The sequence below is a fragment of the Lachnoanaerobaculum sanguinis genome (assembly GCF_033242365.1).
Classification (GTDB): Bacteria; Bacillota; Clostridia; order Lachnospirales; family Lachnospiraceae; genus Lachnoanaerobaculum; species Lachnoanaerobaculum sanguinis.
The window spans coordinates 108,673-130,914 of the sequence record NZ_BTHK01000001.1 but is presented as its reverse complement, the minus strand read 5'-3'; the positions used below and the strand labels follow the sequence as shown (position 1 = coordinate 130,914).

Genomic DNA, 22,242 nt, shown 5'->3' with positions numbered 1-22,242 from the left:
TTAATTTGACTTTGATAGTCAAAGAGTATATAGTAGTTTCATAACAAATAAAATTTTGGGAGATAAAAATGGAGAGAAGAGAAGTACTTGCAAGTATTCCAAAGGCAGTAAATCTATATTTAATTCAGTCAGACTTTACCAGACTGCCATTTGTTTATTGTGATGATGAGAGTTTTGATGATGTGGCGTTTTTGTTTGATGAAAAAGAAAATGCTTTGAAGAAATCGGCGGAGTTGGCAGCCAATAAGCAGAAGAATACTGTATTGGAACTTAATCAGGAAGGTATTTTAAGAGCCTTTACACATATGGCAATAGCCGGTGTGAATGCTGTTAAGTACAATTATCAGGGTAATGAATTTACAATTCAGCTTGAAGAAATAGTGAAACTCTCGGATTTCAGCGAGTTACCACCTGAAAAAAGACCTGTGGAGAACAGATCATTACAGCTTACAATGCTCTATTTCGGACAGGAGATAAGAGCAAACCTTGACAATCCTAATACACCTGAGATTCGTGAATTGGAAGAGGAGATGCTTGTAAATATTTTAAAGGCAAGATTCCTTGTACCGGTTAGAGAGGCACAGGTAGACGGAGAAACACAGATGCAGATGCTTATGTTAAGGATAAGTGATAACGGAGGAAATATGATACCTATATTTACAGACAATATAGAGTTTGACAAAATGCCGGGTGATGCAACTGTAAAGAAAACAATAATAGAGGCTAAGCATCTTATAAACTTCCCTATGACACCTGAGTGTGACGGATTCCTTATAAATCCTATGGGTGTAAGTATTCCGCTTAATGCCACTATATTAAATAATCTCAGAAATATGGAAATAACACCTGCAAATAAAGAATAAAAAAAAGTGTGAAAGATGAGAATTCATTTTTCACACTTTTTTTTATATAAAAATTATCTGTTCTTCATTTCGATATAGTTTTCGTGCTCCTTAACAGCCATATAAGCAGGTCTTATAATCTTATCGGTATTGATAAGCTCTTCAATTCTGTGAGCGCTCCATCCGACAATTCTTGAACAGGCAAATATAGGGGTATAAAGCTCGGTAGGTAAATCAAGCATTCCGTAAACAAAACCGCTGTAGAAGTCAATATTTGCACTTACACCTTTATATATATGCCTTTCAGCTCCTATTACTTCGGGTGCAAGCCTTTCAACTGCACTGTAAAGTTTAAAGTCATTATTTTTATGCTTTGCATTTGCAAGCTGTTCAACATATTTTTTAAATATATTGGCACGTGGATCTGAAAGCGAATATACCGCATGTCCCATACCATATATTAATCCGGCTTTATCAAAGGCCTCTTTTCTTAACAGCTTTAAAAGGTAAGTTTTTATTTCTTCATCATCATTGATATCCTTTATATGTTTTTTCATATCCTTAAACATTTCAACAACTTTTATATTGGCGCCGCCATGTTTCGGACCTTTCAAAGAGCCGAGAGCTGCCGCTATAGCCGAATAGGTATCTGTGCCTGAGGATGTTACCACATGAGTAGTAAAAGTGGAATTGTTACCGCCGCCATGTTCCATATGTAAGACCATGGCAAGGTCAAGCACTTTGGCTTCAAGGTCTGAGTATTTCTTATCCTCTCTAAGCATCAGTAAAATATTCTCGGCAGTAGAAAGCTCGTTTGACGGACGATGAATATACATACTTTTATCTCTGATATAGTGATTGTAGGCATGGTAACCGTATACGCACATCATAGGGAAGGTAGCTATAAGATTTATACACTGGCGTAATACATTTGGAAGAGAGGTATCATCAGCCTTTGAGTCATATGCATACAATGTAAGTACAGATCTTGAAAGTGTGTTCATCATATCCTTACTTGGTGCTTTCATAATGATATCTCTTGTAAAGTTTTTGGGCAGAGATCTCTGTTCACCAAGTAAACGTTTGAAATTGTTAAGCTCATTTGAAGTAGGCAGATTGCCGAAAAGCATTAAATATGCTACCTCTTCAAATCCGAATCTGTTTTCTTTTAAAAATCCGTCTGTGAGTTCATGTATATCAATGCCTTGATATCTAAGTTCACCGTCACATGGTATCTTCTCACCGTTTTCCCTTCTAAATGAGGTTATCTCGGAAATGCGAGTAAGGCCGGCTCTTACACCTTCACCTTGAAGATTGCGCAATCCTCTTTGCACATCAAATTCTTTATACAAGGATTGGTTTATAGTTAAATTTGTAAGGCATTTTGAGGTCAAATCCTCTATTTCTTTTGTAATCTTTTGGTTGTAGCTCATATATTCCTCCTTTAAAAAATCATACATGTACAAAGTTACTTATATTAATTATACAGTTGTAATAATTATACATTATTTTATAGCATATTTAAATTAAGAAATTATGTACAGTTGGTGAATAAATAATGATTTTAGACAGCGTAACATAAGTTAAAGTGTGTTAATCTACACAATTAATTATTATTATACATTTGTAAGGTAAGAAATATATAGAAAAATTTAAATTATATAGGAAATTTTCCTGTTTACAGCTGTGAAAAAAATTCAATAAAAAGAGTAAAAATATTCTCTGTAAAATAATCGTAAGTAATATTAAAATAAGCTTACAAATAAACGAACAAACCTAAGGGAGGAAAAACAATGAAATTGTTCAAAAAAGTTTTAGCAGTATCAGTAGCATCTGTGTGTGCTCTTTCATTAGCAGCATGTGGAGGTGGAAGCAAGCCGGCAGAGACAACTGCAGCAGCTACAGAGTCAAAGGAAGAAAGCAAGGCGGCTGAGAGTGTTTCAGAGGCAGTTGCAGCTACAGGTAAGGATGCAAAGGATATCAAAGTAGGTATCTCAATTTATAAGTTTGATGATAACTTCATGACATTATATCGTAACGAGCTTGTTAGATATCTTACAGAGGAAGTTGGTATTCCAAAAGAGAACGTAGTAGTTCAGGACGGTAAGAACGATCAGGCTGAGCAGACAAACCAGATCAACAACTTTATCGCAACTAAGGTTGACGTTATGATTCTTAACCTTGTACAGTCATCTTCAGCTCCAACAGTTACAGATCTTGCTAAGGAAGCAGGAATACCTGTAGTATACATCAACCGTGAGCCTGATGAGGCTGAGGAGTCAAGATGGGCAGCAGACGGTATCAGCGCAACATATGTAGGTGCAGATGCTCGTCAGTCAGGAACATTCCAGGGTGAGGAAATCGCAGAACTTGAGAATAAGGGTGACATCAACGGTGACGGAACAGTTAAGTACATCATGATCCAGGGTGACCCTGAGAACATTGACGCACAGTACAGAACAGAGTATTCAGTTAAGGCTCTTACAGAGAAGAGCGGATTAAAGGCTGAGCAGCTCTTAATTCAGAGAGGTGACTGGGATCAGGCTAAGGGACAGCAGATTGCACAGGATGCTCTTACACAGTATGGAAACGACATCGAAGTTATTTTCTGTAACAATGACGCTATGGCACTTGGCGCACTTCAGGCTATCAATGCGGCAGGAAGAAAAGTTGGCGAAGATATCTACATCGTAGGTGTTGATGCACTTGCAGAGGCAGTTCAGAACGTATCAGAAGGCAAGATGACAGGTACAGTATTTAACGATTTCATCAGCCAGGCACAGGCAGCAGCAAAGGCAGCTGTATCATTTGCCGGTGGTGAGAAGGTTGACACAAAGATTCCTGTAGACTATGTAAAGGTTACAAAGGATAACGCAGCAGAGATCTTAGAGCTTGTAAAATAATCAAAAATTAACTTAAGTAAACATCTTTCGGGTGTGCCGGTGCACACCCGATTTTTGAAAGGAGCAATGGATGTCAGAGTACAGATTGGAAATGAAAGGGGTTTCTAAAAGTTTCCCCGGTGTAAAAGCACTGGACAATATCCATCTTAATGTCAGACCGGGCAGCGTACATGCTCTTATGGGTGAAAACGGAGCAGGCAAGTCTACACTTATGAAATGTCTGTTCGGAATATATACAATGGATACCGGTGAGGTCTATGTAGACGGAGAAAAAATGAATATATTAAACCCTGATGATGCACTTCATAAGGGATTGGCAATGGTTCATCAGGAGTTACAGCCTGTACCTGCAAGATCTATTGCTGAAAATATGTTTTTGGGCAGATATCCTACAATAAATATAGGCCCTCTAAAAGTAATAGACCATAAGAAGATGGAAAATGAAGCTACCAAATGGCTAAAAGAAGTAAAACTTAATGTAAATCCCAATGCATTATTGCAGACATTATCTATATCACAGATGCAGTCTGTAGAAATAGCAAAAGCTGTTTCGATGGGAGCAAAGATCATCATTTTGGATGAGCCTACATCATCACTTACTGAAAATGAAGTAAGCGGATTATTTAAAATAATAAGAGAATTAAAAGAAAAAGGTGTATCTCTTATATATATCTCACATAAGATGGCGGAGATAAGAGAGATTGCCGATGATATCACCATAATGAGAGACGGAACCTATGTTGGTACATGGGAAGTAAAAGATATCAGCGACGGTGAAATCATAAGACAAATGGTTGGTAGAGAGCTTTCAAATATCTATCCGCCAAAAGATAACATAGAAAAAGGTGAAGTTATACTTAAGGTCGACGGCCTTACAAGTATACATGAAAATATATTCAGAAACTGCTCATTTGAACTTAGAAAAGGTGAGATACTCGGATTTGGCGGACTTGTGGGTGCAGGTAGAAGCGAACTTATGGAAGCCATATTTGGACTTAGAAGTGTAAAATCCGGAAAAGTATACATGAAGGGCAAAGAGCAAAATATAGCAAGACCAAGAGATGCTATAAAAGACGGACTTGGAATGATTACAGAGGACAGAAGAGGTACCGGAATTCTCGGATGCCTTTCAATAGCGGACAATGTGGCTATTTCTTCACTCAATAATTATCTTGTAGCAGGTATTGCATTGGATGACGGTAAAATCAAACAGGTCGTAGATGAAAATGTAAGCAAGCTAAGTATAAAGACTCCAAGTAATAAGACATTGATTCAGTCTTTGTCAGGAGGTAATCAGCAAAAGGTTATTATAGCAAGGTGGCTTGCAAACAACCCGGATGTATTGATAATGGATGAGCCTACAAGAGGTATTGACGTAGGTGCAAAGTATGAAATATACCAGATAATGATAAACCTGGCAAAGCAGGGAAAGGGCATCATAATGATTTCTTCCGAGATGCCTGAACTTATTGGAATGTCTGACAGAATAATCGTTATGTGCAATGGTGAAATCACCGGTGAAGTATCAAAAGATGATGCTACACAGGAAAATATCATGGCATTGGCTACAAAATTTTAGGAGGGATACTTATGAACACAAAATCTTTAGATATAAAGAAATTGTTACTGGATAACGGTATCATAATAGTTTTACTTTTGCTTGTACTGTTTACAGGTATAATGAAGGACAATTTCTTTTCAGCAAGTAACTTAAGAAATGTTTTGGTAAATGTGGCACCAAGAGTAATCATTGCCTTCGGTGTATCGGCATGTCTTATAACAAAGGGTACCGATCTTTCAGCAGGTCGTTTGGTAGGTTTATCAGCTTGTATAGCAGGTACACTTTTACAGAATAAAGACTATGCAGGTAAGATGTTCCCAAATCTTGGTGATATGAATATCCTTGGAGTACTTTTAATAGCTATAGCTATTTGTGCTGTATTCGGATGTATCAACGGTATTGTTATAGCTCATTTGAATGTTCCTGCATTTATCGGAACACTTGGAATGCAGCTTATAGTATATGGTGTATGTCTTGTTTATACAAAGGCAGAGCCTATCGGTGGATACAGAACAGCATATACAACAGTTGCTACAGGAAACTTCTTAAAGATTCCGTATCTTTTCATCTATGCACTTGTTATCGGACTCATCATGTGGTTTGTTTTCAATAAAACAAGACATGGTAAGTATATGTATGCAATTGGTGGAAATGAGGCGGCAGCAGAAGTATCAGGTGTTAATGTAAAGAAGACAAAGATACTTATCTACACATCAGCAGCAGTTCTCTATGCAATTGCAGGTTTCCTTTTGGGAGCTAAATCAGGCGGTTCATCTGTAAACATGGGTGCATCATACGAACTTGAGGCTATTGCGGCTTGTACAATCGGTGGTGTATCTGTAAACGGTGGTATCGGTAGAATATCAGGTTGTGTAATCGGTGTTTTGGTGTTCGAGTTATTGAAATCCTCAATGCAATTCCTCGGAATCAAGCCGGACTTCCAGTTTATAGTACAGGGTATCATTATCGTAGTTGCTATTGCACTTGATATCAGAAAGTATATACAGAAGAAGTAATTGATTAAATATAAAACTCCATTTACACCCTTTATATGTATGATATAATGATACATATAGGGGGTGATTTTTTGATTGATATGGAAGACTATAGCGGATTGGTGGAAACATTATACTTGTCATCAATTCCCGGTATGAAAGAAAAGATTGTTGAAGGATTGAATACTTCTTTAGAAGATTGTATACCTGAAAATCAGGTGGAGTGGTAATGTACTCTATTGTTTACACTAAAAAAGTGGTAGGTGATATTGCTGATTTAAAGTCTGCAAAACTTGATAATAAGGCGAAGATTTTGATAGAGCTGATAAGAAATAATCCATATAAAACTCCACCTTCGTATGAGAAATTACAAGGAAATTTGAAAGGGGCTTATTTACGTAGGATAAACATAAAGCATAGGCTTGTTTACGAAGTTTATGAGGAAGATAAAATTATTAAAATTATTACTTTATGGAGTCATTATGATTTTTAATTAGTCTACTTTTATAAAGCGTATTTATATTGAATAAAATAATGACAATATATTTATGTTATTTAGATTTTTTGAAAGCTGTGATTTGTAGTATACCGAGTCCCCTACAAGAAGAATTATAAATAAAAAAGGCTCAAGGAAATATTTTTATAATGTTTTGTGCCTTGAGCAAAGCGAAAGGCATGTAAATAAGTATGGACATAAATCCCATTGATAAAAAGAATGAAATATGTAAATTATTAGATGACTTAGAAGTTGAATATGAAATTCATGCTTTTGGTGAAATGAGTGAGGAGTATGATTATTTAGAAGAAGGTAATATCTGCATAACTGTACTTAACCCTACTTGTCAGTATAAATTATATATAGATTTAGAGTATTACGGTGAGTTTACATTGAGCTATTATAGGTGGCATTCGCATTATTTTCCGGATGATATGGATTATGAAGTGTTTTACAATGATTTGACGGCTATACTAAATAATACTAAATGTACTGAAAATGTAAGTAGCAAAAAAAGATGGATATATAATACTTTAAAGGAGATAAAAGATACTGAATCTTACAATTTTAAAGTTGCTGAAAGTCTTCCGGGTGAATTTGTTAAGGAGTTAAAGAAAGTCGGAGGAAGTGTAGAGTTGTTCTTTTGGGATTGTAGTAAGAATATAACAATAGATATATAGATATAAAGACATAAGAAAGCCACCGATGATATACTGCATTGATGGCTTTTTGTATACAGTGACTTATTTTAAATTAAAAAAATAGCATTCTTTAAAATTCTCTTCATAATATTTTTCAAGCTCAGACATAAATTTGCTCTGAGATATATGATTTTGTACAGTCATATAGGGTTGATACACAAAACGGCAGCCATTTTTATTAGCTTTTCAGTGCTTCACTCAGTAGAAACATATTGTTGAGATAATGTTTATATTCAGGGCCTTTTTTATTAAAATCAGACTCATTTATTCCTCTATATACATAAATTGCGGTTTCAAAAAAGGACGAATTAGACATAATATAATCTTTATCCGGTATATAAACCAATATAATCTTAGGAGAATCTCCAATTTTTACAAATCTTTCATAAAAATCTTTATAGTAGAGGGAAGTTGCCAAATATCTTGAGTAGTGATATTTTGGGTATTTTCAGGTTTATTATAATTAATCAATGAGATAGCGGAGTGAGCTGTCATACTGTCAAGTTTACTATATAATACCTTATTTAGGCCATATACTTTGCTAAGCAGTAAAATCATATCATCATGAGATTTCTTTGGCATAATAATATCATTTTTATAAAAGTTATAAATCGATGTCAAAAAATTGCTATCTGTAGTAGATATATCTCCGATAGTCCGATAATTAAAAATGTATTGATCCATAATGTTCTCCTGTACTAATCCCAAAATCTCTGTCATAGAAGAAAGCTTATAATCCTTTTATAAAGTATTATAACAAAATATCCTGACAAAGTCACAAAGTAAAAACGCCTTGTATTTGCCGGATTTTTATAAGTATCAGCTAAGGACGTTGGGTTTGAGGAGGCACCGGAAGAATGAATACATATAAACGAACCTAACAGTCTTGAAGAATATTCCAGACAGTTTAAGCTCCGAATTCCAAAGAGTCATATAACAGTATATACTTAATCGCTATTTTTTCCTCCTCTCTTTTAATTTTACACAATATTTGATATAATCAATAATTATAGAAAATAAGGAGGCTTTTATGGCTGATACAATGAATATAAAAGATAATTACGAAGTAGTGACAAATGAAAACGGAAGACTTGGCGAAGTAAAGATTGCCGATGAAGTTGTAGCCGTTATTGCAGGTATTGCCGCTACAGAGGTAGAAGGTGTAGATTCAATGGCAGGGAATCCTACAAAAGAAATAGTAGGTAAACTTTCAGGAAGTAAGACTGCAAAGAGTATGAGGGGAGTTAAGGTAGAGGTAAATGACGATAAGGTTTGTGTTGACCTTGCAATCAATGTAAGCTACAACTACAATATTCCTGAAGTAAGTGAAAAAGTACAGGAGAGAGTTAAGAATGCTATCGAGAATATGACAGGGCTTACAGTGCTTGAAGTAAATATTAAGATAGCATATGTTGTAGCAAATTAATGAGAACATTTTCAAGTACTTATATTAGAAAGATAGCAACTTTAGGAATGCTGACGGCTTTGGCAATGGTACTTGGCTTTGTTGAAACATTGATACCTATAAATTTAGGTATACCGGGTATGAAGTTAGGTCTTGCAAATCTGATTGTGATTATTGCTTTTTATTTATTTGATATAAAAACAGGGGTAATAGTTTCACTGCTTAGAATTGTTTTGATAGCTATGACATTCGGAAATATTTCAATGATGTTTTATTCTATATCAGGAGCAGCACTCAGTTTGCTTTGTATGATTTTAGCAAAACAAATCAAAGGCTTTTCTATGGTGGGAATAAGTATCATCGGTGGTATAATGCACAATGTGGGACAGATAATCTGTGCGGCATTTGTGGTAAGAACAAACGGAGTATTCACATACTTACCGGTACTGATGATTGCAGGAGTGGTCAGCGGAATGCTTATAGGAATAGCGGCATCACTTGTTATAGTGAGAGTAAAACCCTATATACGCAAATAGCTTATTATAAGCAGATGTTAAGCATTCATAATTTAAATATATTATTAAACAGAGATTCATTGCAAGTTTGATTTTATAATCAGGCTTGCTTTTTAGAGATTTTAGAATGGAGATAAAATGGCAAATACAAAGATTGATGTAGTATCAGGTTTTTTAGGTGCAGGAAAAACCACTTTTATAAAGAGACTTGTTGAAGGAAATAAGGACAAGGGAAAAACAATAATAATAGAAAATGAGTTCGGTGAGATCGGTATAGACGGAGGATTTTTAAAGAATTCAGGTATCGAAATCAGAGAGATGAACTCAGGATGCATTTGCTGTTCTTTGGCAGGAGATTTTGAGGCATCTTTAAGAGAACTTTTATCAACTTATGAGCCGAACAGAGTTATTATAGAGCCGAGCGGAGTAGGAAAGCTTTCAGATGTATTGAAAGCTGTTTCAGATGTTGAAAAAGATTTGCCTGTAGAGTCAAATTCTGCCGTAACGGTTGTTGATGTTAAAAAGTGCAAGATGTATATGAAGAATTTCGGTGAGTTCTTTAACAACCAGATTCAGTTTGCAAATACTATAATCTTATCAAGAACGGATTTGGTGGATAACACTAAAATTGAGGAAGCCGTTGCACTTATTAAAAATGTAAATCCTGATGCGACAATAGTTACAACACCTCTTGATAAATTAAGCAATGAAAAAATAGAAGAGCTCTTATCAAGTCCTATAGATTTAAAGGCTGAATTGCTTGATGAATTGGCAAGGGAGCATGAACATCATTATGAGCATGAGCATCACCACGATCACGACCATCACCATGAACACGATGAGGATTGCGGATGCCATGAACATGAGCACCATCACGAACATGATGAGCACTGTGGATGCCATGATCACGACCATGAGCATCACCACGATCACGACCATCACCATGAGCATGACGAGCACTGCGGATGTCATGATCACGACCACGAGCATCACCATGACCACGAGCATGATCACGAACATCATCACGATCACGAACATCACCATGATCACTGTGGATGTGGGCATGACCATCATGATCACCATCATGCAGATGATGTATTTGACAGTTGGGGAATGGAGCAGGTACCTGCAATAAGCGAAGAAAAGTTAAAGAGTGTACTTGATAGCTTTGCTGATGAGGAAAGATTCGGAGTGGTTCTCAGAGCTAAGGGAATGTTAAAGGATGCAAACAGTGATGATTGGTTCTACTTTGACCTTGTTCCGGGAGAGAGCGACATCAGAAGAGGTGATGCGGAGTATACAGGTAAGGTATGTGTAATCGGCGCAGGATTAAAGACTGAAGAAATAGAGAAGTGTTTTAGAGCTTAAAGCTTATTGATTGGAGAAGTTATGGAAAGATTACCTATTTTTGTCATCAATGGTTTTTTAGAAGCCGGTAAAACACAATTTATGAAATTCACAATGCAGCAGGAATATTTTCAAACTGAAGGCAACACCTTGTTGATTGTATGTGAAGAAGGTGAGGAGGAATACGATAAGGAATTATTGGAATCTACTCACACAACCGTAAAGTACATAGATGATATATCGGATTTTACAAAAGAAAAGATGATAGAGTTTACCAAAGAGGTAGATCCTGAGAGAATTCTTATAGAATGGAACGGGTTGTGGGAACAGGACAAGATACAAATACCTGACATCTGGTATGTAAATCAGATGATTACAATTTATGATACATCTACATTGGACCTCTATATAAAAAACAAGGATTTAAAGGCATATATGGGTAAGATGCTGAAGGATTCAGAACTTGTTATATGTAACAGAGCCGATGATATTGATGAGGAGATTTTAAGTACATATCATCTTCAAATAAAGGCTATGGCACCAAATGCGGAAATCATTTTTGAGGGCGAAGAAGGAGAGATTACCGGAGATTTCAGTATAAATCTCCCATATAATCTTGATGATCCGAAGCTTATTATTAAGCCTGAGGAATACGGTATCTTCTATGTGGATGCTATGGACAGAACCGAAAAGTATGACGGAAAAGAAGTTGAGTTTGTTGCTCAGGTGGTAAGACCTGACGGAATCGGTGATGATATATTGATTCCGGGTAGAAGAGCAATGACTTGTTGTGAGGCCGATATTCAGTTCCTTGGCTTCGTGTGTCATTACAAAGGTGCAAAGAATTTTAAGAACAAGGACTGGGTGAAGGTAAAGGGAAAAATAAAGTATGAGATGAGCCCACAATACCGTGCTAAAGGGCCTGTAATATATGCAAATGATATTTTACTTACAGGACCTATAGACGGATTAGTACAGTTTTAGGAGAAATATGTCTGATTTAGAATTACTGGAAGAAGCAAAAAAGGCCAGAAAAATGGCCTATGTTCCATATTCAAAATATAAAGTAGGTGCTGCACTTATGACCAAATCGGGAAAGATTATACATGGTTGTAATATAGAGAATGCGGCATATACTCCGTGTAATTGTGCGGAGAGAACAGCTTTTTTTAAAGCGGTATCTGAAGGAATATATGATTTTTGTAAGATAGCCGTTGTCGGAGGCTTTGAAGACTCTGATGCGGATGCTTTATGTACTCCATGTGGAGTTTGCAGACAGGTCATGCAGGAGTTTTGTAACCCTAAGGAATTTGAAATCGTAATGTCTGACGGTGCAAAGGTGAAAACCATGAAATTGGAAGAGTTGCTACCGTTCGGATTTGGACCTGATAATCTAAAATGACAGTTAAAAATGTACATATAAAAAACAGATATAGGAAGGTTTAATGAAGAAAACATTATTAAATAAATTTATTCTGGTAACGACAATGGGTACGATACTTGTCACAGGTGTCGGAAGAAATATTTTTATAAAAGATATCAATGCATTTACTACAAAGAAGGGTACAGTAGATGTAAGTGCACTTAATGTAAGATCAAATGCCGGTACCGGAAATAATACTATTGCCACACTGGAAAGAGATACAAGTGTTACAGTACTTGATGAAGTAAACAGTGACGGAATGTATTGGTATAAAATAAGTTTTAATACCGGCTCAGGTGACAGAGAAGGATATGTTGCAAAGAATTATATAAAGACGGAAAGTACTGCAAAGTATACAACAGACAAGACTTTTGAATCTGAGATAGCGGGATTTCCTGAGAGTTATAAGAACAGATTAAGGGCTTTACATGCCGAGTATCCCAACTGGAAGTTTGTTGTACAAAATGTAGATATTTCCTGGGATGAAGTTATAAGGAATGAATCGATAGTCGGAGTTAATCTTGTAAAAAAGAATGCAAAGTCATCTTGGAAATCAACTGCAAGAGGTGCGTATAACTGGAGTAACGGAACTTGGCCGGGATTTGACTCAAATGAATGGGTTGCCGCAAGTGAAAGTATTATAAGATACTATATGGATCCAAGAAACTTTTTGGATTCAACCAATATATTTCAGTTTTTAAACCATGGATATACTACAGGTGAACAGACTGAAGAAGGTGTTGAGAAGATGCTTAAAGGTACTTTCATGGAAAGTAAATCAAGTGTTAAGAGCACTGTACCGTCTGCAACAACTGCACCGACAACTTCAGCTACAACTGCGGCAACTACAGCGGCTTCTACAACACAAGCGCAGAATGTCGGACCGGTTGCAGACCCGAATGAGAAGGTAGAACTTGTAGGGCCGACGGCAGAAAGTGTAACCGCCGCAACACTACCTAAAGAAGAACTTCCTACAGTGGAAGATAAAGATAACGGTCCGGGATATACCGAACCTGCACCTGCTCCGGTTTTTGAATCAACTACGGAGTTCAATGATACGGAGCACGGACCGGGAGTGGTAAACAGTGACAGTATTAAAGAGAGTGTAAGTGCTTCAAACAGCACATATGCATCAACATCAGCAAGTTCAGCCGGTGAAAATGCACTTTCAAACGGTACTACATATGTTGATATGATTATGGATGCCGCCAAGAGTTCAGGTGTTAATCCTTATGTTATAGCCGCAATGCTTATACAGGAACAGGGAGTTAAAGGCACATCAGGGCTTATAAGCGGAGCAACAGGTATTTATAATTTCTTCAATATAGAGGCTTATCAGTCGGGAAACCAGAGTGCAACAAGCAGAGGTTTGGCGTGGGCAGGAAGCGGAAATACATACCTTCGTCCATGGAATACAAAGGCTAAAGCAATAATAGGCGGTGCCATGTTCTATGGAAGTACTTATTCAAAAGCCGGACAGAACACATTCTACTTAAAGAAATTTAACGTTCTTGGTGAAAACAAATATAAGCACCAATATATGACAAATATTGAAGGCGCAAAGAATGAGGGAGCTATGCTCTCAAGAGCATATTCGGAGGAGGACAAAAAGGGAGTTTTCACATTCCATATACCTGTTTATAAAGATATGCCTGAAGTACCTGAGGCAATGCCGACAGGAGACGGTAGTCCGAATAACAGATTGTCATCACTAAGTATAAGCGGATATAATATTACACCGAGCTTTAGTAGTGACAATTATTCTTATACGGTTGAATTGCCATCCAATGTAAATAATGTTAATATTAAAGCAAACGTGGCCGATGCAAGTGCAACTGTATCAGGAAGCGGTGATATTGAACTGAACTCTTCCAACTCCACAGTTGACATAATTGTTACAGCTCAAAACGGAACTAAAGAGAAGTACAGCATAAATATAAAGAGAGGAAATTAATACTGTTTCTACATTTTATGTAGGGTTAATGTCAGAGGATTAAGATGAAATATTTAAAAAAGCCTAATGTAAATATCGTCATACCTTCATTTATACTTACATTGATATTTTCAGCAGTAATAGCTTTTAATGCTTTTGCTATGGGTATCAGTATAAGCTTTGCAGATGTCAATGCAACAGTGGGTGATGAAGTAAATTTGGTAATGAGTTTATCGTCAACAGACGGAAACATTGACAGCGCAAATATAATGCTCAGTTATGATGACAGCATTTTGGATTTTGTCGGAGGAACAAATGCACAGGGTGGGGCAGGTAGTATAAAAGTCACATCCAATACCGGAAGCAGCAGTAACAATCAAAACTATTCCCTGAAATTTAAAGCCAAGACAGCCGGGGAAACTACAGTCGTTGTAAGTACATGGGAAGTATATGATACAAACTCAAAGATGGCTACAATGCAGTCACAAGGCAGCGGAAGAATAAAGATAAAATCTGCAGAACAGACTACTGCCGAAGAGTCTACTGTTGAAAAGAATAAGGAAGCGGCAACTACAGTTGCGGTAGATAAAAAGGATGCAATGCTTTCTTCTTTGAAAGTCAGTCCGGGTAAGCTTTCACCTGATTTTAGCAGTACTGTGAAAAATTACGACATGAATGTAGCAGGAAATATATCCAACATTGCAGTCAACGCAAAGGCAAGACAGGACGGGGCAAAAGTAGTTATAACAGGAAATGATAATCTTGTGGTCGGAGTGAATGCTATTAATGTAAAGGTAACATCACCTGACGGTTCGGCTGTAGAAAGTTATATTATAAATGTAAATAAAAGTGCGGTAAAAAAAGAGGAAGCCTCAGAGTCTTCTTCAGAAACTTCAGCAGAAGAAGTTATCGAAGAGAGCGAGAGCAGTGCAGATGTTTTGGATCTGGTTTCCACAGATAACGGGCTTACCTTAGGCGGAATTGATTATCAGGTATCGGATTCATTTGATAAAAATATCCTGCCTGAAGGTTTTGAAGAGTCTACATTCACATATAAAGGTAGAGATGTCAAGGCCGGAAAAATGAAGGGTCAGGATGTATATATCCTTTATCTTGTAGGCAATGACGGCTCAGGAGATTTCTACATATATGATGATGCTGCGGATACATGGGCTGTATATACACAGCTTACCACAAATACCAAGAGCATTACCGTAATGCCTATTGATAAAGGTGTAGAGGTACCTAAGGGATTTATTGAAAGTATTATAAATATAAACGGTAAAAAGATTCGTGGATGGATTTGGGGCAGTGACAATGAAAAGAGATATTGTGTTGTTTATGCCATGAATTCGGAAGGTAAAAAAGACTTCTACAGATATGATATGGAAGAGCATACAATACAAAGGTACTTTGCCGATCCAAATGTAGACACAGGTGTATCGACTGAAGAATATAATGCACTTGAAAAGAAATATGAGAAGAGTAATGAGTGGGTAAGAAATTTAATTGCACTTGCGGTTATATTGATTATTTTTATAATAATTTTACTTTTGTCAAGAGCTTCAAATAAAAAGAAGGCTGCAAAGACGGCACAAAAACCTGCCAAGAAGAAGAACAAGAGTAACATTACTTCAAAAGTGGATTTGATACCTGAAGAAGAGATGAATGATGAAACTACTCTTGAATATATGCCTTTAAGTAAGAAAAAGGAAGAAGAGCCTGTAAAGTCGGAAGATGAATCGGATGATTTTGATGTAATAGACCTATCAAACGGTGAAGTTATAGAAGAAGAGGATTTTGAAGTAGTAGAAGAACTTAAAAACGATTCTGATGATGAAGATGATGATTTTGAAGATTTAGATATTTAAAAAATAACCACCCGGTAAGTCGGGTGGTATTTTTTATGGATTATAATTTAGAACTTCTTTTTCTTACCGTATTTCGGCTCGGCGGTAAGTCCTATTCCAAGTTTGTTTAGAGTCTTTACATCTGCTTCTGAAAGCATTACGGAAGAATGCATTTGTAAACCTTTAAGTTTCGGGATGGCATTTAAGGCTTTTCTTGCATTCTCATCGGTAGCGGCTGAAATAGAGAGAGCTATAAGAGCTTCATCTGTATGAAGTCTCGGATTATTACCACCAAGATATGTGGTTTTTAATTCCTGTACAGGTGCAATAACTGTAGGTGAAATAAGCTTTATTTCATCATCCACACCGCTGAGAGCTTTTAATGCATTTAAAATAAGTGCGGCACTTGCACCGAGAAGCTCGGAAGTCTTACCTGTAATAAGTTCACCGGTTTCAAGTTCAATAGCTGCTGCAGGGGTATTTGTGGCTTCAGCTTTTAATAGTGCTGCAGAAACAGCTTTTCTGTCATTAACACTTGTTTTTGCTTGCTGCATTATAAGCTCAAGTTTATAAATTTCATCAGCTTTGCATTCTCCTTTAACAAATCTTGCAAGTGAATTATAGTATCTTCTTATGATTTCCTGTTTACTTGCCTCTCTGCATACCTCATCGTCAATAATACAGTTACCGGCCATATTTACTCCCATATCTGTAGGAGATTTATATGGACATTCTCCAAATATTCCCTCAAAAATTGCCATCAAAACAGGATATATCTCTATATCTCTGTTGTAGTTTACAGTTGTTGTTCCATATGCTTCCAAATGGAAAGGATCAATCATATTTACATCGTTTAAGTCAGCTGTAGCAGCTTCGTATGCAAGGTTTACAGGGTGCTTCAGCGGCAAATTCCAGATAGGAAATGTCTCAAACTTTGCATAACCTGCTTTAATTCCCCTTTTATTCTCATGGTAGAGCTGAGAAAGACATGTAGCCATCTTTCCGGATCCGGGTCCCGGAGCGGTAACTATTACAAGAGGTCTTGAAGTGACGATATAATCATTTTTTCCATAACCTTCTTCACTCACGATATGTGCCACATTGCTTGGATACCCGTCAATCAAATAAAGCTTGTATACTTTTATACCGAGATTTTCAAGTCTTTCCTTAAATTTGTCCGCACTCTTTTGTCCCGAATACTGTGTAATACATACACTGCCTACAAACAATCCTTTTCTTCGAAATTCATCTATAAGTCTGATTACATCGGCATCATAGGTAATACCATGATCTTCTCTAATCTTGTTTTTTTCAATATCCGATGCAGAGATTGAGATAATTATTTCGGCCTGATCTTTTAGTTGAAGAAGCATTCTAAGCTTTGAATCAGGTTCAAAGCCCGGAAGTACTCTGGATGCATGGTAATCATCAAAGAGCTTTCCGCCAAATTCAAGATAGAGTTTATCACCAAAACTTGCTATTCTTTCTCTTATATGCTCAGATTGTGTTTTTAAATACATCTGATTATCGAAACCGATTTTCATAATACGCCTTCCTTCTTTAGTATGAACTGTTATATAAAATTAAAATAGAATTATATCACTTTTTAAAACCGTATTAAAGGGGGAACAACATAGTTTAGTAATTAAATTAATTTTCAAATATTTGAACACGATTATAATATTTTTTCATTTATTATTAAAAAAGAAATCTGCAAACTTATATATTATAAATATAATTAAAGTGATATACTAAAGCGACTAAAAAAGAAAGCAGGTTTTTATATGAAAAAGCAATTTTTAATGACAGTTATGGGTGCAGCTATTGTTTTGGCGGCATGTGGAAGTAAAGGAACAGATAAAAATGAAGACATTACGGTGACTATAGAACACAATGAGACAAGTGTTGAAACCGTTGAAGACACTGAAAGTGTGGCAGATGAGCCAAGCACAGCGGTAAGTAAGGCGGATATAAAATTAAAGTATTCAAATCTTGTAGATGAAGATACCAGAAACAGAGTAAAAAATGCTCTAAAGAATGCCGGTCTTAGTGATGAAAAGATAAAGAACTTTTTTGATGCGGTAGATGAGTATAATAATGCGGTAGGCACTAAGAATCTGGTTCAGAGTATGACAACCATAGATGCCGCTTTCCCAACATTCGATCAGGATAAGCTTATAGATGCATGGCTTGCCAAGGGAGGATATGTAGGCAGAAATTGCAGAATCACATCATATTCTTTGATGGGAGATTTTATAAAAGTCGGAAATCCTACACCGGGTGATACAACAATGCTTTTCAACGATTTTGATTCTATAAAAGATAAAAATATTTTTGAAGGTGAAGATAAGAAGAAATTTGATACATTATTTTCATATATTGATGTAACAAATACACATGATACAAATGTTTTGTCAGATGAAATAATAAAATCATGGGAAGAGAAGCAGATTTCGTTTAACAATGATAAGATGCATATGATTTCAGTATTTATGACCATGGACGACGGTATGAATAAGGTACAGGAGTTCATAGGGCATACAGGTATTTTGGTAGAAGACGGTGATAAATATCTCTTTATTGAGAAGCTGGCATTTGAGTTACCGTATCAGGTAGAAGAGTTTGACAGTTTACAGGATGTAAATGATTATCTGATGGGATACTATGACAATGAAGCTGAAGGACTTACTGCAAAGCCTGTTATTTTTGAAGACGGAAAAGTAATGAACGAGTACAGAGTCTTAAAATAATGCTTGCATTTTTTGCTCATTTTTGGTTGAATTATAGTATCAAAAACAGGAAAGAAGTATTATGGCAGAGAGAGTTAATATATTAAAAACAGATTATGAAATGAATCGTACAGACTGGACAGAGGTAGTATCGGCAGTATTTGGAGGTATGCTTCGTGTACAGGAGGCTATTGAGATGTATGTAGCCAAAGGACAGGCTTGGAATGTGGATTTTCATACAAAGAAAATCAAAATCGGAAAGAGCACGTATCCGATACAATACATAGGAAGTGAAGCAATCGAATCAAATGACTGGCTATGGGGCTGGGAGAATATAAACGGATTTGATGAGAGCTTACTTGAACTTGTTGGAGAAGCAAGAGAATTTGGAGAAAAGGTAGGTTTTGCAGCCTTAACAAATCCAAATCTTCCTTTGACAGAGAAAGTAACCGGATATATACTTTCAATGATTTCATGTGGCATAAGTGAAAAGAACTACGGATATTATCCATGTAAACATTCGGGCGGTATTGCATTTGTGGCGCTTTATGATTTACCCGAGAAATTCTTTTCACCTGTGGATACTAAGTTATTTATAAAGACTATAATGAGTGCTATCAGTCAGTATGAGCTTGATCATAAGATTCTTGTAGAAGGCTTCCTTGCATGGAACGGCACAGATTATCATTGGGAAAACAATAATATTTATGCCAGATTTGCAGAAAATGACGGGCAACTTCTGATAAGATTTGAGGATATCGGAGATAAAAAAAGAATAGAGTCAATCGACGGATTGAAATAAAGATAAGGACTTCCCAAAAGGGGAGTCCTATTTCTTATAGATGCTTTACACTCTGTCTTCTTAAAAGCTGATAAGGCATTTTAAATGCACTTCCTTTGAAAGAATTTGAAGAGAAGTATTCCAGTAAAAGTTGGGCAGATTTTACTCCTGTATCAAAAGTGGCATGACGTATTGTAGTAAGTGACGGTCTGATAGCAGTTGCCAGATTACTGTCGTCTACACCTGTAACTGAAATATGACCCGGTACTTGTATATTATTATCATACATAAAATCTATTGCTCCTACAGCAATATTGTCACAGGCACAAAGAACTGCGGTAGGAAGTATAGATGCTTTTTCATATATTTGATTCATTCCTGTATAGCCGTCTTCTATGGTAAAGGAATCCTGAAGGCTTATAAGGTCTTGGGAAGTATTTAAAGAACATTCCCTAATACCTTTCATATACCCATCATATCTTTTCTTTCCGGCTGATAAATCATGAAGCGGTCCTCCAATAAATGCGATATTTCGATGTCCCATGTTGTAAAGAAAATGTACCATATCACAAATTGCCTGTTGATTATCCATATTTACAGAACTTACAGGGATTTTCAGCTCAAAATCAGGAATATCCTGACATACATATATAACAGGCTTATTGTTTCTATGTATCCACATCATATGTTCTTTAGGTATATGAACATTTGCCATAATAATACCTTCAACTTGCTTATTTTTTAAGACATCCAAAAAGTGTATTTCTTTATCAAGTTCACCATTTGTCTCACATATTACGGTATTATAACCAAGAGGTGTTACAACACTATTTATACCCTGTAATATTCTGCCGAAAACATTATTAGATATATCAGGAAAAAGAACACCTATCAATTTATTAGATTTACGATTTTCTTTTTTTATTGTCGGAACAGGTGAATAACTAAGCTCTCTTATTACTTCCATAACTCTATTTCTTGTAGCAACAGATACAGTATTACTTTGGTTTATAACTCTTGAAACCGTTGAAATTGATACACCTGCAGCACTTGCAACATCATTAATAGTAACCATATAAGACCTCCTTTATGAAAATAATTATGAAAAGACAAGAGTATATCTTGAAAAACTATGAAAACAATAGCATATTTGCATGAAAAATGCAAGAAAACATACACTTGCATAATCATTTATAAAAACTTTGGAGCATTTGCGAATAGGATATTTATCTAAAATAGTTTAGTATAAAAACAGAATTTTAAAAGCATTCATAAAAAATAGTTATATCAGATAAGAGGTTATATATGAAAAATATTTTTTATAAACCGAAAGACGGTTGGGTTGGAGATACTATTCCATTTGCGCATGATGGTAAATTTTATATTTATTATCTTCATGATGAAAGAAAAGGAAATACGCAGGATGAGTATGGATATCGTACAAGCTGGAATCTGTTGATAACGGAAGACGGGGTTAATATAAAAGATTGTAAGGTTGTATTACCTGTCGGGGAGTATGACGATGCGGACTATGCCTGTTATACAGGGTCTGTAATAGAAGGTAATGACGGTCAATTTCATATGTTTTATACCGCACAGAATAATTATAATCCCAAGTATCACAGGGACGGAAAACCTTTACAATATGTTGCACATGCAATAAGTACAGATCTGATAAATTGGGAAAAACTGCCTGAGCTTACATTCGGTGCAGATGAAAGTATTTACGAGCCTTTTGATTGGCGTGATCCGTTTGTTTTTTATAATGAAGATGAGAAATGTTTTGATATGCTTTTGGCTGCAAGATTGCGTGGAGCAAGTGAAAAGAACGGAGGATGTGTAGGCTTATGCAGATCTTATGATTTACTTCACTGGGAGGCAAAAGAGCCGTTTTACAATCCGGAATCTTATATGACACATGAATGTCCGGATTTGTTTAAACTTGGAAACAAATGGTATCTTGTGTATTCAACTTTTTCAGAAAAATTTGTAACTCATTATAGGATGTCTGATAAGCTGAGCGGACCGTGGACCTCTCCTATAGAAGATACCTTTGACGGAAGAGCGTTTTATGCTGCAAAAACAGCACAGGTCGGTGATAAAAGAATGGCGTTTGCTTGGGTTCCTACTAAGCGTGGTGAAAGTGATTTCGGACAGTATGAATGGGGCGGAAATTTTATTGCACATGAGATTGACCAAACAACTGATAATAAGCTTACTGTAAAACCTGCTGACGGATTGATCAATATGTTTAATAAGGAAGCCGTAAATGAAAAAATAAATAAAGTTGAAATAGAAAATTTTGAGGGGGAGAAGTCATATGTAATCAACGGAATGAAAGAAACATGTATGATAGAAGCGGTAATAGAATTCAGTGAAGGAGTTAGATCTTTCGGAATAGGTTTGAGACAGGATTCAGCTCTTGCAAACGGGTATTATCTTAGATTTGAGCCGTTTTATAACAGGATTGTGGCGGATATGTGGCCAAGACGTATAAGCGGCGTAAATCAGTGGTATGTTGACGGGGACAAGCCCTTTATGATTGAACTTGAAAGACCTTTTGATTATAAAAGTTTAAAGGATAATAAAGTACATATAAGGGTTGTGGCAGACGGAAGTATAATATGTCTTTATGTGAATAATACTACCGCTCTGACAATGAGAGCCTATAACATGAAAAGAACAAATTGGGGATTTTTTGTAAAAGACGGAAGTATCAGGGTTTCTGATATTCATTTGTATGAAGTTTAAAAGGAGATTA

The 22,242-nt window shown here is 36.1% G+C and carries 21 protein-coding genes; 17 read left to right on the top strand and 4 right to left on the bottom strand.

Annotated features, from left to right (window positions below):
* The first annotated feature begins 68 nt into the window (after window positions 1-68).
* Window positions 69-863 carry an SseB family protein gene (locus SBH76_RS00605; protein WP_007592250.1) on the top strand — a complete coding sequence of 265 codons (795 nt, stop codon included), beginning with the start codon at window positions 69-71 and terminating at the stop codon, window positions 861-863.
* A gap of 53 nt (window positions 864-916) precedes the next feature.
* On the opposite strand, the gene SBH76_RS00600 is transcribed toward SBH76_RS00605, so the two are convergent.
* Window positions 917-2,275, bottom strand: coding sequence for a citrate/2-methylcitrate synthase (locus tag SBH76_RS00600; protein ID WP_317976412.1), 1,359 nt, complete (start codon window positions 2,273-2,275; stop codon window positions 917-919).
* A gap of 360 nt (window positions 2,276-2,635) precedes the next feature.
* On the opposite strand from SBH76_RS00600, the gene SBH76_RS00595 reads away from it, so the two are divergent.
* The 6 genes from SBH76_RS00595 (at window position 2,636) to SBH76_RS00570 (ending at window position 7,477) form a co-directional block, all read left to right on the top strand.
* Window positions 2,636-3,745, top strand: coding sequence for a galactose ABC transporter substrate-binding protein (locus SBH76_RS00595; RefSeq protein ID WP_007592247.1), 1,110 nt, complete (start codon window positions 2,636-2,638; stop codon window positions 3,743-3,745).
* A 70-nt stretch (window positions 3,746-3,815) separates the two neighbouring features.
* A complete protein-coding gene (locus tag SBH76_RS00590; RefSeq protein WP_007592244.1) occupies window positions 3,816-5,324 on the top strand; it encodes a sugar ABC transporter ATP-binding protein in 1,509 nt (502 codons plus the stop codon).
* Window positions 5,325-5,335: 11 nt separating this feature from the next.
* A complete protein-coding gene (locus tag SBH76_RS00585; protein WP_007592242.1) occupies window positions 5,336-6,322 on the top strand; it encodes a galactose/methyl galactoside ABC transporter permease MglC in 987 nt (328 codons plus the stop codon).
* 71 nt (window positions 6,323-6,393) lie between these two features.
* Window positions 6,394-6,531 (top strand): hypothetical protein, encoded by a 138-nt coding sequence (locus tag SBH76_RS00580; RefSeq protein WP_317976411.1) that lies wholly within the window; start codon window positions 6,394-6,396, stop codon window positions 6,529-6,531.
* The gene (locus SBH76_RS00575; protein WP_317976410.1) at window positions 6,531-6,794 is read left to right on the top strand and encodes a Txe/YoeB family addiction module toxin; all 264 of its coding nucleotides are present in this window, start codon (window positions 6,531-6,533) and stop codon (window positions 6,792-6,794) included. The genes SBH76_RS00580 and SBH76_RS00575 overlap by 1 nt, the downstream gene beginning before the upstream one ends.
* 194 nt (window positions 6,795-6,988) lie before the next feature.
* Window positions 6,989-7,477, top strand: a complete 489-nt coding sequence (locus SBH76_RS00570) for a hypothetical protein (RefSeq protein ID WP_317976409.1) — start codon at window positions 6,989-6,991, stop codon at window positions 7,475-7,477.
* 393 nt (window positions 7,478-7,870) lie between these two features.
* Here SBH76_RS00570 and SBH76_RS00565 read toward each other — a convergent pair whose 3' ends face one another.
* On the bottom strand, window positions 7,871-8,182 hold the full coding sequence (locus tag SBH76_RS00565) for a hypothetical protein (RefSeq protein ID WP_317976408.1): 312 nt from the start codon (window positions 8,180-8,182) through the stop codon (window positions 7,871-7,873).
* A gap of 346 nt (window positions 8,183-8,528) precedes the next feature.
* Here SBH76_RS00565 and SBH76_RS00555 point away from each other — a divergent pair, with 346 nt between their 5' ends.
* The 7 genes from SBH76_RS00555 (at window position 8,529) to SBH76_RS00525 (ending at window position 15,992) form a co-directional block, all read left to right on the top strand.
* On the top strand, window positions 8,529-8,924 hold the full coding sequence (locus SBH76_RS00555; RefSeq protein ID WP_317976407.1) for an Asp23/Gls24 family envelope stress response protein: 396 nt from the start codon (window positions 8,529-8,531) through the stop codon (window positions 8,922-8,924).
* Entirely contained in the window at window positions 8,924-9,439 is a 516-nt protein-coding gene (locus SBH76_RS00550) for a Gx transporter family protein (protein WP_007592218.1), read from the top strand. Before SBH76_RS00555 ends, SBH76_RS00550 begins: the two co-directional genes overlap by 1 nt.
* 117 nt (window positions 9,440-9,556) lie before the next feature.
* Window positions 9,557-10,786, top strand: coding sequence for a CobW family GTP-binding protein (locus SBH76_RS00545; RefSeq protein ID WP_317976406.1), 1,230 nt, complete (start codon window positions 9,557-9,559; stop codon window positions 10,784-10,786).
* Between the two features lie 21 nt (window positions 10,787-10,807).
* On the top strand, window positions 10,808-11,749 hold the full coding sequence (locus SBH76_RS00540) for a TIGR03943 family putative permease subunit (protein ID WP_007592215.1): 942 nt from the start codon (window positions 10,808-10,810) through the stop codon (window positions 11,747-11,749).
* Between the two features lie 7 nt (window positions 11,750-11,756).
* Window positions 11,757-12,167, top strand: coding sequence for a cytidine deaminase (gene cdd, locus SBH76_RS00535; RefSeq protein ID WP_007592213.1), 411 nt, complete (start codon window positions 11,757-11,759; stop codon window positions 12,165-12,167).
* Window positions 12,168-12,210: 43 nt separating this feature from the next.
* Window positions 12,211-14,142 carry an SH3 domain-containing protein gene (locus SBH76_RS00530; RefSeq protein ID WP_317976405.1) on the top strand — a complete coding sequence of 644 codons (1,932 nt, stop codon included), beginning with the start codon at window positions 12,211-12,213 and terminating at the stop codon, window positions 14,140-14,142.
* A 44-nt stretch (window positions 14,143-14,186) separates the two neighbouring features.
* Window positions 14,187-15,992 (top strand): cadherin-like beta sandwich domain-containing protein, encoded by a 1,806-nt coding sequence (locus SBH76_RS00525; protein ID WP_317976404.1) that lies wholly within the window; start codon window positions 14,187-14,189, stop codon window positions 15,990-15,992.
* A 47-nt stretch (window positions 15,993-16,039) separates the two neighbouring features.
* Here SBH76_RS00525 and SBH76_RS00520 read toward each other — a convergent pair whose 3' ends face one another.
* Entirely contained in the window at window positions 16,040-17,515 is a 1,476-nt protein-coding gene (locus SBH76_RS00520) for a DUF1846 domain-containing protein (RefSeq protein WP_317976403.1), read from the bottom strand.
* A gap of 240 nt (window positions 17,516-17,755) precedes the next feature.
* On the opposite strand from SBH76_RS00520, the gene SBH76_RS00515 reads away from it, so the two are divergent.
* Both SBH76_RS00515 and SBH76_RS00510 read left to right on the top strand, forming a co-directional pair.
* Entirely contained in the window at window positions 17,756-18,721 is a 966-nt protein-coding gene (locus tag SBH76_RS00515; protein WP_317976402.1) for a DUF4300 family protein, read from the top strand.
* Between the two features lie 61 nt (window positions 18,722-18,782).
* Complete coding sequence (locus tag SBH76_RS00510) at window positions 18,783-19,502, top strand: DUF6882 domain-containing protein (RefSeq protein ID WP_317976401.1); 720 nt, start codon at window positions 18,783-18,785, stop codon at window positions 19,500-19,502.
* Window positions 19,503-19,536: 34 nt separating this feature from the next.
* On the opposite strand, the gene SBH76_RS00505 is transcribed toward SBH76_RS00510, so the two are convergent.
* Window positions 19,537-20,556, bottom strand: a complete 1,020-nt coding sequence (locus tag SBH76_RS00505; protein WP_317976400.1) for a LacI family DNA-binding transcriptional regulator — start codon at window positions 20,554-20,556, stop codon at window positions 19,537-19,539.
* Window positions 20,557-20,786: 230 nt separating this feature from the next.
* Between SBH76_RS00505 and SBH76_RS00500 the strand changes: the two genes are divergently transcribed.
* On the top strand, window positions 20,787-22,232 hold the full coding sequence (locus tag SBH76_RS00500) for a glycoside hydrolase family 32 protein (protein WP_317976399.1): 1,446 nt from the start codon (window positions 20,787-20,789) through the stop codon (window positions 22,230-22,232).
* The last annotated feature ends 10 nt before the right edge of the window (window positions 22,233-22,242 follow it).

Coding starts and splice junctions, on each gene's coding strand:
- SBH76_RS00605 (WP_007592250.1), top strand. CDS start 69: ATGGAGAGAAGAGAAGTACTTGCAAGTATTCCAAAGGCAGTAAATCTA.
- SBH76_RS00600 (WP_317976412.1), bottom strand. CDS start 2,275: ATGAGCTACAACCAAAAGATTACAAAAGAAATAGAGGATTTGACCTCA.
- SBH76_RS00595 (WP_007592247.1), top strand. CDS start 2,636: ATGAAATTGTTCAAAAAAGTTTTAGCAGTATCAGTAGCATCTGTGTGT.
- SBH76_RS00590 (WP_007592244.1), top strand. CDS start 3,816: ATGTCAGAGTACAGATTGGAAATGAAAGGGGTTTCTAAAAGTTTCCCC.
- SBH76_RS00585 (WP_007592242.1), top strand. CDS start 5,336: ATGAACACAAAATCTTTAGATATAAAGAAATTGTTACTGGATAACGGT.
- SBH76_RS00575 (WP_317976410.1), top strand. CDS start 6,531: ATGTACTCTATTGTTTACACTAAAAAAGTGGTAGGTGATATTGCTGAT.
- SBH76_RS00570 (WP_317976409.1), top strand. CDS start 6,989: ATGGACATAAATCCCATTGATAAAAAGAATGAAATATGTAAATTATTA.
- SBH76_RS00565 (WP_317976408.1), bottom strand. CDS start 8,182: ATGGATCAATACATTTTTAATTATCGGACTATCGGAGATATATCTACT.
- SBH76_RS00555 (WP_317976407.1), top strand. CDS start 8,529: ATGGCTGATACAATGAATATAAAAGATAATTACGAAGTAGTGACAAAT.
- SBH76_RS00550 (WP_007592218.1), top strand. CDS start 8,924: ATGAGAACATTTTCAAGTACTTATATTAGAAAGATAGCAACTTTAGGA.
- SBH76_RS00545 (WP_317976406.1), top strand. CDS start 9,557: ATGGCAAATACAAAGATTGATGTAGTATCAGGTTTTTTAGGTGCAGGA.
- SBH76_RS00540 (WP_007592215.1), top strand. CDS start 10,808: ATGGAAAGATTACCTATTTTTGTCATCAATGGTTTTTTAGAAGCCGGT.
- cdd (WP_007592213.1), top strand. CDS start 11,757: ATGTCTGATTTAGAATTACTGGAAGAAGCAAAAAAGGCCAGAAAAATG.
- SBH76_RS00530 (WP_317976405.1), top strand. CDS start 12,211: ATGAAGAAAACATTATTAAATAAATTTATTCTGGTAACGACAATGGGT.
- SBH76_RS00525 (WP_317976404.1), top strand. CDS start 14,187: ATGAAATATTTAAAAAAGCCTAATGTAAATATCGTCATACCTTCATTT.
- SBH76_RS00520 (WP_317976403.1), bottom strand. CDS start 17,515: ATGAAAATCGGTTTCGATAATCAGATGTATTTAAAAACACAATCTGAG.
- SBH76_RS00515 (WP_317976402.1), top strand. CDS start 17,756: ATGAAAAAGCAATTTTTAATGACAGTTATGGGTGCAGCTATTGTTTTG.
- SBH76_RS00510 (WP_317976401.1), top strand. CDS start 18,783: ATGGCAGAGAGAGTTAATATATTAAAAACAGATTATGAAATGAATCGT.
- SBH76_RS00505 (WP_317976400.1), bottom strand. CDS start 20,556: ATGGTTACTATTAATGATGTTGCAAGTGCTGCAGGTGTATCAATTTCA.
- SBH76_RS00500 (WP_317976399.1), top strand. CDS start 20,787: ATGAAAAATATTTTTTATAAACCGAAAGACGGTTGGGTTGGAGATACT.